The organism is Algiphilus aromaticivorans DG1253, from assembly GCF_000733765.1.
GTDB lineage: Bacteria > Pseudomonadota > Gammaproteobacteria > Nevskiales > Nevskiaceae > Algiphilus > Algiphilus aromaticivorans.
Genome location: NZ_JPOG01000001.1, coordinates 3084188 through 3098779, shown reverse-complemented (window position 1 = coordinate 3098779; position 14592 = coordinate 3084188). Strand labels below are relative to the sequence as shown.

Genomic DNA, 14592 nt, shown 5'->3' with positions numbered 1-14592 from the left:
ATTACATATCACGCCCTCTGTGGGGCGGCGACTACTGGAACAAAGCAGAAGCGAAACCATGGTTGGCCCCTTGTAAAGGCGCCAAATATGTGACCAAGAGGTATTTATAATCCGCGAACATCTAGAACACCATGAGTATGGGGGCTACAAGCTGAGCCTGGCGCTAAACTCTATGCAGAATTTGCCGCCGGTTTGGGTGGCGTTATCTCGGGTCTAGCGGGGCAGATGAAATGCTGTATATCGCAATATTTGGTTTCACTTACATCTTGGTGGCGATTGCTGTTTTTGCCATGCTCTCCGGAAGGACGGTGCGATTTGAAGCCGACATGCTAAACCAAGGCATGTCGCGCAAGAGCGTCGACTCCTTTTACCGATCCATGCAGCGCCAGACGGTATTGGCTACCCTGCGAGCAACTGCCATCACCAGCACCGCACTTGCAGGGATGATCACTTTAGTTGTTTGGCTGCTCAAGTAGCAGTGCGAGTTTTGTGGTGATTGGAGAACGGTAAAGGGAGAATAAGGCTTCTTGGTGATGACGGTTTCTGGCACAAGGCAGACGTGAAACCATGGTCAGAATTAGGCTGCCCAGCGGAGGCACAAAGGAGCCATTCACTATTTATTCGTAAGTTTTCCGGTTCCTTCTGGTGCATTAGAACCCGAAGTAGAAGCTCTTCTGTGGCTTAAGCTTGATGACGTCCTCCGGCCTTATTGTCTTAGCTTCCCTGCGTGACCCACCATTGGGTGTGAGAACTTCGACATCTGGATTATCGATCATGCTTCGATGGATGTCGTCACTGTGCGCAGGTGTCTCGCTATAAGCTGCTTCGTAGAAACGCCCTACGCTCATCACGTCGCCTTCCTCGGCAACGAATCGAGGTATATCGTCATAAAGCTCGTCCAAGGCACGCTGCCGGGCATCTTTATCGAACAAGTAAATCTGCCCAGTATATTTGTCTGGGTCGTAGGCAAGCATCTTCAGCCCTGACCGTCCAAAGTGGCCTTGGGTGTTTCCGTCCATATGCAGTACATCATTGTAGACTTGGCGTGCTCGCGCCACGTTCGCAAAATGCATTAACCAGTAGTGCCAACCGGCTGGGTTTTTGATCGAAAATGGGCTTACAAAAGGCGCGCAGGATTTGAGGTTTTCGTAGGCAACTTTTTCTATAGCCCCTAGAAATTCGGATCTCGCCATAAGGCTATTATCATTCAGGACTGCCTTGACGCTTTCTTGCAATGTAGGATCCAGTGGAACCCTGGATTTCGTGGTATCGCGAGATATGAATGCCAAAAGCGTGCTAACCATAAAGGTCAGCAAGACTTCTGCCCTAGGCCAAGAGGACATGATGTCGCGCACATGCTCTTCGGTTGCCTGGGAGTAACCGCTTTGGTCAAGATTGAAGAAAACACTCTTGCATTTGGCTCCGAGTATTCTCTTCTTGATTATAGGGTAGACGTTGTCAAATGGTTGATTATAATACTCGATCCATAAATTTAGACCTTCGGTGCCCTTCGTCGCCTGCTCGTAGGGGGTGATGTTTCTCCGTAATAGCTCTAGACCGGCGCTGTCTTTTTCATTGAGCAGCAGAAGACAGTCAATTTCAACGGGGTTGAAGCCTTCTTCAAAGCGTTGCGTGTTGATGCGTGCTACAGATTCTCTAAGGCAATCTAAGAATATTATCGGGGATCCAGGTGTGCCACATTGGTATAATCCTCCGCCCGCAAAGCCGTCGACGACGACAAGTCTGAACCGCTCTTGACGGCGATTCTGGCAACGTGTGTGAAGGTATTCGGAAAAATATGCGCGAAGGATCGCGTGCTTCTTCCGCGTATGGTCTTTTAGTAGGACGCCGTTCTCCCATTCAAAATCTTTTTTTGGCATTAGCGCCTCCCTCCATAGACCTTATGCGGGAAGAGTGTCTATCGGCATCTCATCCCATGTGCGACCACGGTATTTCCGTCCGTTTGCTTTCTTAGAGCGCTTTTTGTTATCGCTTCCCCATGAGCCCCATTGCTTGAAGAAGAACGCAGTATTCTGTGCCACACACTGTTCATGGATCTCATCCACCCATGCTTCGCGTATACGTCGCGCGCCAGGGCCGCTTTCCCCTCCCACTATAGCCCAGTGTATGTCCGATAGATCAATTGCCCCCACAGGAGCAATCAGCGGTTCGAAAGAAATGAATCTTATCTCCGCAGGGGTGCTCGTAAGGTCGACTATTCGGTTGGCGACCGCGTGACTCTCGACACTCGTACCGAGCCACACATTAGGCAATACTGTTTTAATCGATCGAGCGACGAGCTCACTCATACGCTCAGGGCGTTTGGTTAGTATTTGATAATTATGGTGCGGCGTTTCTTCCATAACACGCCATACATCAAGGATGAATCCATCGCTTACATCAGGATGGAAGAGATCGCTCATGGAGTTCACGAAGATCTTGCGTGGCTTGTGCCAGCGCAAGGGTGTTTCCAGGGCAGCATGGTCTTCTCTAACTACACCGTTCCATGTGACGGCGTTGCCATGCTTTTGAGTGAGGCCCGCGTATTTTTCTACACCCATTGCTTCTAGGCGCCGGGCCATCTTCATTGCATAGCAATTTGTGCAGCCGGCGCTGGCGAGCGAGCACCCGGCAACGGGATTCCATGTGGAATCAGTCCATTCAATTTGCGAGTCAGCCACAAGCAACCTCCAGTAACACAACGAGTTGCCGATACCTTTTATAGCAGTTTCTTGCCTGATAGTCGATGCAAGGTAGTCGTAGAAGGGAGGGGGTGCGTCGTCCCTGGGCCGAGCGGTCGCGCTCGCCCTCTCAGAAGGTACTGATGGGTGTCGAGACGAGTAGTCATCGGCATCAAGCACATCGGTGCGCTTCGCGTTCCATCGCTAAAAGACTTTGCCCTTGGCGCGCAAGTCAGCTCCTAGTTTCTCGTACTGGGATCAGATCCGGGGTGTGTAGACCGGTCAGCCTCGTGCTCGAGCCACCGGCACGCTGGGTGCGCGCCGCAAAAGTAGAGCGGCCGGCAAAGCGGGCCTCAAGCAGAAGTCCGCTATTGGCACAAGGCGGAAGTGAACCGTGGTGTGTCCTCGAGTCTCGCCGGACGGAATAGGGCATCTCACCGAGCGGCGACCCGGCCATTGACAGGCTTCCGGGAAAGGCTGACTATCCAGCTATGCAGCAAGTAACCAGTCCGCAGCCGCCGCGCCCACGCGCGGCGCATCTCATCTCCGGCTCCTAGGCCCCGGGCTGCGGCATCGCGCCCCGGTCCGGGGCGCCTGATCTTGTGACTTCCTCCTGGCGGTGAACCGCTGCCGCGCTCTCGCGCGCGCGGTCGCCGCCGAGCTCTCTTTTCAGGGCATCGACCCGTCGGGCGCGCCCTTCCCCGCAGGAGTACGTGATGCACCACCGTCAGTCCACCATCCAGGAAAATCCGCCGCTGATCATCGACGAGGCGGTCTACGACTACCTCTATCGCCTGGCCGAACAGGCCACCCAAACCGCACCCGATGTAGGCGAATACCTGCTCGAAGAAGTGTCGCGTGCGCGGCCGGTTCCTAGCGATCGGATGCCGGCGGATGTGGTGCGCTTCGGATCCTGGGTGACTTACCGCGAAGTCGACAGCGGCGCCGTGCGCCGCATCCAGCTCGTCTATCCCTGTCAGGCTGACGTCGCGGCTGGACGGATTTCGGTAGTCAGCCCGCTGGGCGCTGCACTCATCGGGCTGTCTGTTGGCCAGACGATGCGATGGCATATCGAACAGCGCGCCGATCGCAGCATTCAGGTGGTGGGTGTCGAGCCCGGGACGCTTCCGGGCTGAGCGCGGCGGACTTAGTGCCCGCAGGTCGGACGGTGGATGCAACTGATGGGACTGCGACTGGAGAACAGACCACGATCTGTGTCGACTGACGGCTATTGGCATATAGCAATAGCCCTCTGCCCCTCACCCGCTTCGCTCCCGCCAAACGGCTCGCCCATCGATGCCACCTCGGCTAGTGACATTCGAAGTGATTACCTGAGCGGTCAAGGTGCCTGGTTCCTCGAATGCCTTGCCCAAATCCCGCAGGACCTCAGTCGCTGGGCCGTTGTCGGCGATCTGTGCGACACGCTCCCAGGCGTACAGGGGCGCTATCTCGCCGCACTCCGCCGACATCTGCCGCGACAGCGGAGACGGTGCGAAGAAGGGTGATGCGGGCCGCTCCCAGCGAATGAGCGAGGCGGCTGCATTCAGCGGCAATAGTCCGCTGGGCCCTTCCAACAGCGTGTTCAACCGGGAGAGCCAACCGGGCGCCTGGGCGTCGGCACGGAACCAGCGTGGGGTCGCCGCGTTGGGCGCCACCCGATGCCATTTTTGCTGCGCTACAAGGGCACCGATGAACAAAAGCGATCGCCTCGGAAACAGAAGGGGCCGCGTAGATGCGTTTTGAGTTTTGAGGAAATGAAGACGAGATGAGTGAAGCATTGGCAGCGTTAATTATCGGAACTTTGCTTTTGGTCGGATCTCCTGGCCCGGCACCGCTCGCTTTAGCAGCAACAAGCGCAAGTTTTGGTATTCGGTCTGGCATTCCATTCTATTTGGGGAACCTCCTGGGCCTGGCCTTTGCGCTCGTTTCGGCGAGTGCAGGGATGGCCGCGCTCTTCACTGCCTTTCCCAGTGCCGAATTGGCTCTCAAGATCCTGGGCGGGGTGTACATTTGTTATCTGGCACTGAAAATAGCCACTGCATCGACGGGGCCAGCGAACGTTGCCTCTGCTGGAGCGCCCAAGATACGCGACGGAATCCTGCTAAGTGTCCTGAATCCAAAGGGCTACGCCGCATTCCTGGCCATCTTCTCGAACTTCTTGTTGCCTATTTCTCCAACGGGCCTGGCCCTGGTCGTTACCGGGCTAGTTTGTCTTGTGGTTACTGCGGCCGTCGATCTTGGGTGGTTGTGTTTGGGGAGCCTGATTGGCCCGCTTATGAGAGCTCCGGGCAAGAGCCGCGCAATACGGGTTGGCTTCGGGGTGATGATGGTTGCAGCCGTGCTTTGGGCATTTACACAGTGATGGGGAGGCATTGGGCTAACAAAGGGCTCAAGCGGACGCCAGAAAGCGCTGCTTTTTGGCCCCATCGGCTTCACTCCGTCGCCGCTTTGCCCTGCCGTTAGGCAGAAGTTCGCTTCTGGCGCATAGCGAGCACTTCGGGCACCAGGAACAACCCCAAAGCACGAGTCCTGCTGTCGATGGAGGCGCCGCCGCCGCGCTGAATCGAGGTCGTGCTGCCCCTGCAGCCCTGAACAGCCCTAGTAGGCGAGTCCGTGTCGCATTGGCGATCAGGCTCCCTAACCGGGATCTGCTCAGGGCATACACAGGTCTGGTCGGCTTATTCCCGCCGCGCGCGGTGAGTAAGGCGGTACAGGGCGGGGAGGACCAGCAAAGTCAGGAGCGTGCTGGATAGGATGCCGCCGATCACGACCGTTGCGAGTGGCCGCTGAACTTCCGCTCCGGTGCCCACGTTCAAGGCCATGGGCACGAAGCCGAGGCTGGCGACCAAGGCAGTCATGAGAACCGGCCGAAGCCTGGTCAGGGCGCCTTCGATAATGGCTTCCTGCAGCGGTTCTCCCTCGTGGTAGCGCTGCCGGATGAAGGAAAGCATGACGACTCCGTTGAGGACGGCGATGCCTGACAGGGCAATGAAGCCGACAGCCGCCGAGATGGAGAGCGGCATGTCTCGCAGCCACAAGGCAGCAACGCCACCTGTCAGTGCCAGAGGAACGCCGGTGAAAACCAACAGGGCATCCCGAAGAGAGCCGAAGGCCGCGAAGAGGAGAGCGAGGATCAATGTGAGCGTTACCGGGACCGCGATACTCAGTCGCTGACTGGCGGATTGCAGTTGCTCGAAAGTCCCGCCGTACTCCGTCCAGTAACCGCTGGGGATGTCGACCTGAGTCGATACTGCGGACCGTATATCCGCCACGAAGGAACCGAGATCGCGATCACCCACGTTGCTGGTGACGGTGACAAAGCGTTTGGCGTTCTCGCGGCTGATCTGGTTCGGCCCGATCACAAGCTCAACGTCAGCAACTTCCCTCAGTGGGACATATCCGGGGTCCGACCCCGGCAGGGAGAGAGGCAGCCTCTGCAACGCGTCCACGTCGCTTCGTTTGCTGTCGTCCAGCCGGACCACCAGCTCAAAGCGACGATCGCCGTCATAGATCTCGCCGGCAACGGCGCCGCCCAGGGCGGTACGCACGGACTCCTGCAGGTCTCTTACCTGAAGCCCGTATCTCCCGAGCGCTTCCCGATTCGGTTGAACGCTCAGCACCGGCAGCCCGCTGACCTGCTCCATGCGGGTGTCGGTGGCTCCGTCAACACCGCCGACAACGCCGGTGACCCCTTCGCCAAGCGCGAGCAATCGCTCGAGATCATCGCCGAATATCTTCACCGCCACGTCAGCGCGGACGCCGGAGATGAGTTCGTTGAAACGCATCTCGATGGGCTGCGTGAATTCGTACTTGTTGCCGGGAACTTGCGATACGGCAGCCTGGATTTCGTCCTCCAGGTCGCTCTTTCTGCGCTCCGGGTTCGGCCAGTCGGCGCGATCCTTCAGCATGATGAAGGTATCCGCAACGGAAGGCGGCATGGGATCCGTTGCCACTTCCGGCGTGCCGATCTTGCTGAAGATATGCGACACCTCGTCGAACTGCTTGAGCCGCGCCTCGAGGTCGTTCTGCATCTCGACCGACTGGCTCAAGCTGGTTCCAGGGATGCGCAGCGCGTGCATGGCGATGTCCCCCTCGTCAAGCTGTGGGACGAACTCGGTTCCCAGACGCGTGGCGAGCCACGCAGCGCCAAGCACGAGCAGGAGCGCGGTCAAAACCACGGGAATACGCGCCTTCAGAGCAAGTTGCAGCAACGGCTGATAGCCGCGCCGCGCGCCCCGCATGATCAGCCCCTCTTTCTCCGCGACCTTTCCGCGCATCAGCACGGCAAGGCTGGCGGGAACAAAGGTCAACGCGAGGATGAGGGCCGCAGACAGCGCCATGATGACCGTAAGCGCCATGGGCCGGAACATCTTCCCCTCGACGCCGGTCAGCGTGAGAATCGGCACGTACACCACGAGGATGATGAGCACGCCGAATGTGGCGGGCCGGATCACTTCGGTGGACGCCGAGCGCAGTACGTCCAGGCGCTCCTCGCGCCCCAGCAGTCGGCCTGCCTGGCGCTGCGCCTCTCCCAGCCGGCGCAGACAGTTCTCGACGATGATCACGGCGCCGTCGACGATGAGGCCGAAGTCCAGCGCGCCAAGGCTCATCAGGTTGCCGCTGACGCCGGCCTGGACCATGCCCGTCATGGTGGCAAGCATGGCCAGCGGGATGACGGCAGCCGTGATGAGTGCAGCACGGAAATTGCCAAGCAGAAGAAACAGCACGGCGATGACCAGCAGAGCGCCTTCGGCGAGATTCTTCTGAACCGTGGCGATGGTTTTATCGACCAGCGACGTCCGGTCATAGATCGGATTGACCCGCACGCCATCCGGTAGCGATGCCTGCACCTGTTCAAGACGCTTGCCCGCATTCTCGGCGACCACGCGACTGTTTTCGCCGATCAGCATCATCACCGTGCCGAGCACGACTTCCTGGCCATCCTGTGTGGCTGCGCCGGTTCGCAGTGCGCTGGATTCCGTGACGGCCGCAACATCGCTTATCCGCACGGGGGCGCCATCGACTTCACCCACGATCAGGCTTTCGATGTCCGCAATGGATCCGAGACGGCCCGGTACACGGACGAGGTTCTGCTCGCCGTGCCGTTCGATGTAACCAGCGCCGACGTTGTCGTTTCCCGCTTCCAGCGCCTGAATCAGATCGTCGAGGCCGAAGCCGAAGGCGATGAGTTTTTCTAGATCCGGCGCGACCTGATATTGCTTCTCATAGCCGCCGACGGTGTTCACTTCGGTGGCGCCTTCGGTCAGCCGCATCTGCGGGCGAATGATCCAGTCCTGGATCGTACGTAGATCGGCGGCGTCGTAGCCGCTGCCGGGCTCGGCGGTGACCGTGTACATGAAGATCTCGCCCAGGCCCGTGGCAATAGGTCCAAGGCTGGGGGAGAGCCCCGAGGGAATGACGTCACGCGCTTCGGCCAGACGCTCGCTGATGACCTGGCGCGCAAAATAGATATCGGTGCCTTCCTCGAAGACCACCGTGATCTGTGACAGACCGTATCGAGATAGCGAACGGGTGTAGTCGAGTTTCGGTAGACCCGCCAGCAAGGTCTCCATCGGATAGGTAATGCGCTGTTCGGCTTCGAGCGGGGTGTAGCCCGGTGCCTCGGTATTGATCTGGACCTGGACGTTGGTGATGTCCGGCACAGCGTCGATTGGCAGTGTCTGATAGCTGTAGAAACCCAGGCCGGCGATTCCCAGCATGGCCAGCAGCACCAGCCAGCGCTGGGCGATGGCCGCAGCAATGATTCGATCGAGCATTGTCCGGCCCCTGTCAGTGATCGTGGCTGGCGCCGGATTTCTCGATATCCGCGCGGATCAGAAAGCTGTTGCTGGAGACGTATTCGGTTCCAGGCGCGATGCCTGCCTTTACTTCCACCCAGGTGTCGTCACGCTCGCCAAGCTCCAGCATCCGGACTTCGTAGGTGTCGCCGAAGCGCGCGTAGACCACATCGAAGTCCCGGAAGCGCTGCAGGGCGCGTCGACGTACCGCGCGCGCGACCTCCTTCCTGGCAACCACGATATGTCCGCGCACGAAGTGGCCAGGGCGCAACGCGCCTTCGGCGTTGTTGACTGGAACCACAAGGTGGACGTTCTGACGCGGACCGCTGGTCGGGGAGATGCGACTGATGCTTCCTTCGGCAAGCGCAGTGCCATCCAGGCCATGCACCGAGACCGGCTGGCCGGCACGGATTTCGGCGAGGTCTCGGGGAAACGCATCGAGTTCCACCCATACCCGGCTTAGATCGGCGACGACGAATAGCGCTTCGCTGCCCGCTTGCTGGCCGATGGCGGCTGAACGCTCGATCACCATGCCGCTGCGAGGCGCGCGAACCACCGTGGTCTGGAGGCTCTCACTGGCTACCACCGTTGCCAGGGCGTCGCCCTCGTCAACGCGCTCGTACAAGTCAGCATGGACTTCTGTAACCGCGCCCGGATAGCGTGCTGCCACACGAGCGACCGCATCGGGAGCGGCGCGGACGCGGCCTGTCAATGTGAGCGTCTGGTTCAGCGTCGCCGGGCCCACCGCTTCCGTGGCTACTCCGGCATCGGTGGCAATCGCCTCCGGAATGCGTGTGCGGCCTTCGTGGCTGGCATAGCTCCAGCGGAAGCTGTCGCCGTCGTGACGGGCCTCGACGCGCACGTCGAAGGAGTGGGGCTCGGCGATGGTCTGGCGCCCCCGCAGGAAATCGCCCGTGGGTTCGAAGTCGATAACGTCTATTCGCCCACCGAGACGCTGCAGGCGGACTTCGATATCGAGCATCGCGGGATCTAGGGGCTGACCATCCCGCCACGCCCAGGCGCGAAATTCGGCTGGCAGGCCATTGCCTTCAGCGATGGCGAGTTCGAGGCGGAAGTCATCCTTGCGAAGGATCCGGCCGCCGTGCTCGCCGGTTTCGATCTCGTCACTGCTTGTCGCGCTTGTTGCACCGTGGCCGCCGCCTGCATGGAGCGGAGCGGTTCCGAATGCTGTGACTGCAAGCAGGGCGAGGCATGCAAGCGCATTGTGATGATGGGACATGGGTCGGTTCCTAGTTCGGGACGGCGACGGCGCTTCCCGTCAGCCGCTCGATTTCAATGAGATGGCGGTGATAGCGTTCGGCTGCCCGGATACTCCGGCGACGCTGCGTAATCAGCTGCCGCCGCGCGTCGGCCAACTCCAGGTAGCTGTAGCGGCCCTGCTGGTAGCCGCTTCGGATATCGCTCAGAGCGGATTCGGCAGCGGGCAGAATGCGTTCGCGCAAGACGTCGAATTCCGTCTGGGCGTGCTGGAGCTCCTGGTAACGCCCGTAGAGGACTGCATAGAGCTCGCGTTCCGCCGCCTCGATGGCGTGCTGACCCGCTCGTGCCTCAGCGCGAGCTGCCTCTCGACCAGGTTGGGCGCGCTCGGTGCTGCCCAGCGGAATCGTGATGCCGGCAACGAAGGCCGTATCGTCGGAGGCTTCGCGACGCCTCACGCCACCGGAGACGCGCACATCAGCAAACGCCTTCGAGCGAGCCAGCCGAGAGCGCGCATCCGCTACGCGTTGTTCCTCCATGAGTCTGCGAAGCTGAGGATTGCGCTTCAGCTTCGCCATGACGGGATCGATCGCGTCGAGAGCCGGGAGCTTTTCAAGGTCGGCTACGGCACGGCTGAAGCGAGGGTCTCGCTCACCCCAAAGGCTGGCGAGGCTGATCCGCGTGGCTTTCAACTCGTGCTCGGCGTGCTCAAGCTCCAGTTCGGCGTTGGCGAGGTCGATCTCGGCGCGAACCGCCTCGCTGTTCGGTGCGGCTCCGGCGTCGACGCGTTCGCGGGCTTGTCGGTGCGTTTGCTCAGCAAGGTCGACGGCTTCCTCAGCTACTTCGAGCAGGCGCTGGTCTCGAACGACGTGAATGAACCGCGTGGCGACGCGTGCCAGAAGCTCGAGGCGTGCGATATCCGCTTCTGTGCGTACGAGGGCACGGCGTTCGTCAGCGACGGCTTCTCGGCGCAGGGCCTTGTCGCCGCGCTCCAGCACGCGTGACAGCGTCAGGGTCGTGTCAGCGCCTGACAGGGCTCGGCTGCCGCCTGTCCCGGCGAAGTTTTCCAGCTCGACGCCCAACTCCAGCGGTGGTGGCTGTGCAGCTTCGCGGCTGAGCGCTGCTTTCGACCGACGTTGCTGCTCTAGCAGAGCCAACTCGGGGTTTTCCGCGAGCGCGCGGGAAACAGCATCGATAAGGCTGAGGCCGCCGCCAGCGTGCGCAGGCTGCAACAGTGCAGCAGCGAGCGCACACGCGGCCAGGCAATGGCGTAATGCCATGGACATCTCCATTCATATCTAAAGACATCGGCGCGCTTCGACGCACCGAGCGGTATGGAGATGTCAGGCGATTGGTGGGCGGAAGGGGGGAGCGATCACCCCGGATGACAATCTGGCTAGCTCAGCGGATGCGGCCGGTGACTGGCGGCCTATCCAGGTATCGCCGGTGGTCGTGGGGAAGGCTGAGCAGTGCGCCACACAGGCGCAGGCGTGAATGTGGAGACCGTCGCGGTCACCCCACACGTCGGCGCCCTCGTGGTGCACATCGTCCGCTGCCACTTCAGCGGTAATAGTGTCCGAATGGCTGTGCACCTCTATTTCGGGAAAACTACTGCCCAAGAGCGCCAGGATGACCAAGCAGACTGCCGCTGGCACCAAGACGGGGCGATTAGCTAAACCGAAAACCATCCTCAGAGACTAGCATTCATCGCGCTGCATCACGATTCTGTCGTTGTGTGCGGCAATTTGACGCTAGTCAGCCCCCACCGGCCGAATTTTGGTGAGTGGCGCATGTCCGGATTTGGCGCATACTGGACGCTCGACTAGTGAAGAAAGGATTCATGCCAGCTTCGGTTGTCGGACCGTTATCATCGCGACATGACTGAGCATGACGCTATGCCCGGACCGCTGTGTGCGGCCGTACGCACTACCCGTAGGGATCTTGCGGCGACTCTAGGCTTGCCGAGGACCGCTCTGTCAAAAGGGCCAGCGGGGCTTTCGAGCAATTCGCGGTCCCGGCTAAGGGAGTTTGAGCAAATACTGCGTCGCCTGGAGCCGTTGGCTGGTAGTGCCGTAATTGCCTACGCCTACTACAGAGCCCAGCCCATTTCCGAGTTTGGCGGGCGGACCGCCGAAGCGCTGGTCAAGGAAGGCAGAGCTTCTCGTGTGCATGCCTTCCTCGATCATGCAGAGAGCGGCGGCTTCGCTTGAGCCGCGTGCTGATTGGATTCCAAGCGGCCGGAGGTCTTGGCGCAGCGCACTTCTGTCTGTAGTCTGTCTATCGTGTCCAGATGACACCTATTCCATGGAACCTGCCATCCCGGCGGGTGAACTGTGTCTAGGAGATAGTCATATGGACATCACACGCATCGATCAGTACGGCAACGAGGAAGTCATCGGCGTGGTTTGCGACCGGTGTCACTTCAAAGCCGAGGGGAACGATTCCCGCACGCATTTCGAGCGCGCGGAGTTTCTTCGCCTCAAGTACCTTGCGGGGTACAGCAACCGCGTCTACTACGACGGTGACGAGTTGCAGGCGGACCTTTGCCAGTACTGCGTTCGCCACCACCTCGGTCCCTTCCTGCGGCTGCAGGGCAACGAGCACGAGACCGAGCGGCCCAGCGCCCCGAGCCCGTCGCTGCTCGATATGCTTCGGGCGGACGAGGAGGTGGATGACGAACCGCGCAAGGCTCCCAGTCCGCTGAAGGACACCTACCGGGGGCAGTAGCGACGCTGTGAACAGGCTCTAGCCTGTCGGCGCCCCCAGTCGTTCCGACTGGGGGCGCTTCTTCGGGCTCGACAGGCGACTTGGCGATGGAGAACGGCGAAGGCGTAAGTGTCGCCTCAGCCTGAGTCCATCGCCGATTCCGCCTTTCACGAGCACGGCCTGTGTAAGCCTCCGCATCTGCATCCGCAGGGGGTGGCTGCTGAGAGCAATAATTGCCTTCTCGGCCGCAACTCTCTCTGCTAACCTCTCCCTTCCGAAGACGAAGTGCCCTCCGAAGTGGCTTGAAGGTGAGGCAACAAGCGGAAACTGGGGCCACCAGCACACGCTGTCCAGTTAGAGCGCGGTGTTCGATTGATGATCGGCTTGGTTCGCATGTATGCAACTACGGGCGTCGCTCACTACTTGGTTCTCATGCTTGGCGCGTCACTACTGGCGTAAACGCGCCGATCCCTGGCGCCGCCACAGACGGGCAAGCAATCGCATCCGACCTGCGCAAGCAATGGCGATTGCCGTGAGTCGTCAGCGCGTGGGGCACCGCTAGAAGTAGATCAACGCTTCCTGCCGGCTAAGCGCAACTCTGTAGCCCCTTCTGGTGTCGAGGACCAAGCAAGACTGGCGCCGAAGTCACCTAGTGGCTGCCGAAGCCTCCAGGCTGCGCTTCATCGGAACTTGTTCTCTCGCGTCGGGTATCACGCCAGATTACGAGCCCGACGATCGCGATGGCGACGAGCAGTGCAATGGGCATGGCGGCCGCCATGATCATCAGTGAGAAGTCTTCGCCAGTCATCGGATTGCCCGGTCGCTGTGACGACGCCCAGCTTACTGTGCAGACCGCGCGAGGCAAGTATTAGCTCTGAAGGCAGAGGCGTTGCCTTCCTGGGGAGGGGCCTTCCCGTCGCGGCTGGCTGGCGCTACCCTAAGACGGCCTGCTGCAAATTCCTGCTGCAGGTTTTCCGAAAATCGAGTGATCCCCGGTGATCCGCAGTGATCGGGGGTGATCGCAAGGCGCTGATTTTTGGTGATTTAGGCGATTTGAGAAGCGGCAAAAAGCCCCTGGACTCGCACTTGTAATGCGAAGGTCGGGAGTTCGATTCTCTCCGCCGGCACCATAAAATCAACGACTTGGCGGCGTTTCCCCTCCGCTGGAAATGCGCTGCGGCAAATTCCTGCTGCAGGTTCCCCAGTGACAGGGCGGGTGTGACCACCACCCACTCTTGGTTCATCGCGGATTCCCAGCAAGAAGCAGTCCCGATCGCGCTAGCCGTAGGCACGGCGCTTGATGGCCTTGATGGTGTTGTTGAGGCCCGCGACAACGCTGGTGTTGAGGGGGTAGCGGCAGCGCGAGAGGACGCCGTGCAAGTAGGGATTGGTAGGGCATGGGTAAGTCTGTGAGTATCCGAAGTTGGCTATCGCACCCCTGGGGCATCGACGCGGGAGGGTGTCAATCTGATGCCCTCACGTTGAGTTGGGATTGCACTCGGGCACCGCAAGCAGCGAGCCGTGGTCAGGTTAGTTGGATGTGTTACCGTTGCATTAACACGTAACACATGAGGCCGGCGCCATGAACGACGTCACGTTCACCTTTCGGGTCGATGAGTCTCTGAAGGGTCAGTTCGCCGCAGCAGCAAAGGCTCGGGATCGTAGCGGAGCGCAGCTGTTGCGGGACTTTATGCGGGACTTCGTACGGCAGCAGGACGAAGCCGCCATGCATGAGCACTGGTTCCGCCGTGAAGTCCAGATCGGCCGGGATTCAGCAGACGCGGGCAACCTGGTGTCGGCTGAGGATGTCGAATCCGAAGCAGTGGCCTGGCGGGAGGAAACGCGGCGCAAGCCTAAAAGCGCGGCGTCGTGAAGCTGGTTTGGACGCGCGAGGCCGCTGCCGACAGGTCCCAGATCCGTGCTTACATTGCGCAAGACAATCCGAGCGCGGCGCTATCGCTCGATGAGCAGATTTCGGCGAAGGCCAGCAGTTTGGCCGATCACCCCGACCTTGGTCGCCCCGGCCGTGTCGCGGGAACCCGTGAGCTGGTCGTCCACGAGAATTACATCGCGGTGTACGACGTTACGAGCGGGCAAGTGCGCATCTTGCGAGTTCTACATGCGGCGAGGCGATGGCCGGCTGCGCGGCAGCGATCATGACCACTCCAGCGCATCGCTACGCTCTGCCT

12 protein-coding genes are annotated in these 14592 nt (G+C 60.2%); 6 read left to right on the top strand and 6 right to left on the bottom strand.

The annotated features are described in order from the left end of the window. The first annotated feature begins 230 nt into the window (after positions 1-230). On the top strand, positions 231-476 hold the full coding sequence (locus tag U743_RS14385; RefSeq protein ID WP_043769191.1) for a hypothetical protein: 246 nt from the start codon (positions 231-233) through the stop codon (positions 474-476). A 174-nt stretch (positions 477-650) separates the two neighbouring features. Here the strand turns inward: U743_RS14385 and U743_RS18865 are convergent, their stop codons facing one another. Then, positions 651-1880, bottom strand: a complete 1230-nt coding sequence (locus tag U743_RS18865) for a three-Cys-motif partner protein TcmP (protein WP_043769189.1) — start codon at positions 1878-1880, stop codon at positions 651-653. A gap of 21 nt (positions 1881-1901) precedes the next feature. After that, positions 1902-2681, bottom strand: a complete 780-nt coding sequence (locus U743_RS18860) for a phage Gp37/Gp68 family protein (protein WP_084191575.1) — start codon at positions 2679-2681, stop codon at positions 1902-1904. Positions 2682-3397: 716 nt separating this feature from the next. On the opposite strand from U743_RS18860, the gene rnk reads away from it, so the two are divergent. Continuing rightward, on the top strand, positions 3398-3817 hold the full coding sequence (gene rnk / locus U743_RS14370) for a nucleoside diphosphate kinase regulator (RefSeq protein WP_043769186.1): 420 nt from the start codon (positions 3398-3400) through the stop codon (positions 3815-3817). 629 nt (positions 3818-4446) lie between these two features. Beyond that, positions 4447-5043 (top strand): LysE family translocator, encoded by a 597-nt coding sequence (locus U743_RS14360; protein WP_043769182.1) that lies wholly within the window; start codon positions 4447-4449, stop codon positions 5041-5043. 316 nt (positions 5044-5359) lie between these two features. On the opposite strand, the gene U743_RS14355 is transcribed toward U743_RS14360, so the two are convergent. From U743_RS14355 to U743_RS18855, 3 genes are all read right to left on the bottom strand, one after another. After that, entirely contained in the window at positions 5360-8458 is a 3099-nt protein-coding gene (locus tag U743_RS14355; RefSeq protein WP_043769180.1) for an efflux RND transporter permease subunit, read from the bottom strand. Between the two features lie 13 nt (positions 8459-8471). After that, positions 8472-9461 carry an efflux RND transporter periplasmic adaptor subunit gene (locus tag U743_RS14350; RefSeq protein WP_198022061.1) on the bottom strand — a complete coding sequence of 330 codons (990 nt, stop codon included), beginning with the start codon at positions 9459-9461 and terminating at the stop codon, positions 8472-8474. Between the two features lie 268 nt (positions 9462-9729). Continuing rightward, entirely contained in the window at positions 9730-10977 is a 1248-nt protein-coding gene (locus U743_RS18855; RefSeq protein ID WP_198022060.1) for a TolC family protein, read from the bottom strand. A gap of 1072 nt (positions 10978-12049) precedes the next feature. Here U743_RS18855 and U743_RS14335 point away from each other — a divergent pair. After that, positions 12050-12424 (top strand): hypothetical protein, encoded by a 375-nt coding sequence (locus U743_RS14335; protein WP_043769175.1) that lies wholly within the window; start codon positions 12050-12052, stop codon positions 12422-12424. A gap of 628 nt (positions 12425-13052) precedes the next feature. Here U743_RS14335 and U743_RS19155 read toward each other — a convergent pair. Beyond that, positions 13053-13211 carry a hypothetical protein gene (locus U743_RS19155; RefSeq protein WP_156966460.1) on the bottom strand — a complete coding sequence of 53 codons (159 nt, stop codon included), beginning with the start codon at positions 13209-13211 and terminating at the stop codon, positions 13053-13055. Between the two features lie 774 nt (positions 13212-13985). Here U743_RS19155 and U743_RS14325 point away from each other — a divergent pair. Together U743_RS14325 and U743_RS14320 are read left to right on the top strand one after the other, a co-directional pair. After that, the gene (locus tag U743_RS14325; protein WP_043769173.1) at positions 13986-14276 is read left to right on the top strand and encodes a CopG family ribbon-helix-helix protein; all 291 of its coding nucleotides are present in this window, start codon (positions 13986-13988) and stop codon (positions 14274-14276) included. Then, positions 14273-14563 carry a type II toxin-antitoxin system RelE/ParE family toxin gene (locus U743_RS14320; RefSeq protein WP_043769171.1) on the top strand — a complete coding sequence of 97 codons (291 nt, stop codon included), beginning with the start codon at positions 14273-14275 and terminating at the stop codon, positions 14561-14563. The genes U743_RS14325 and U743_RS14320 overlap by 4 nt, the downstream gene beginning before the upstream one ends. Positions 14564-14592 lie beyond the last annotated feature (29 nt).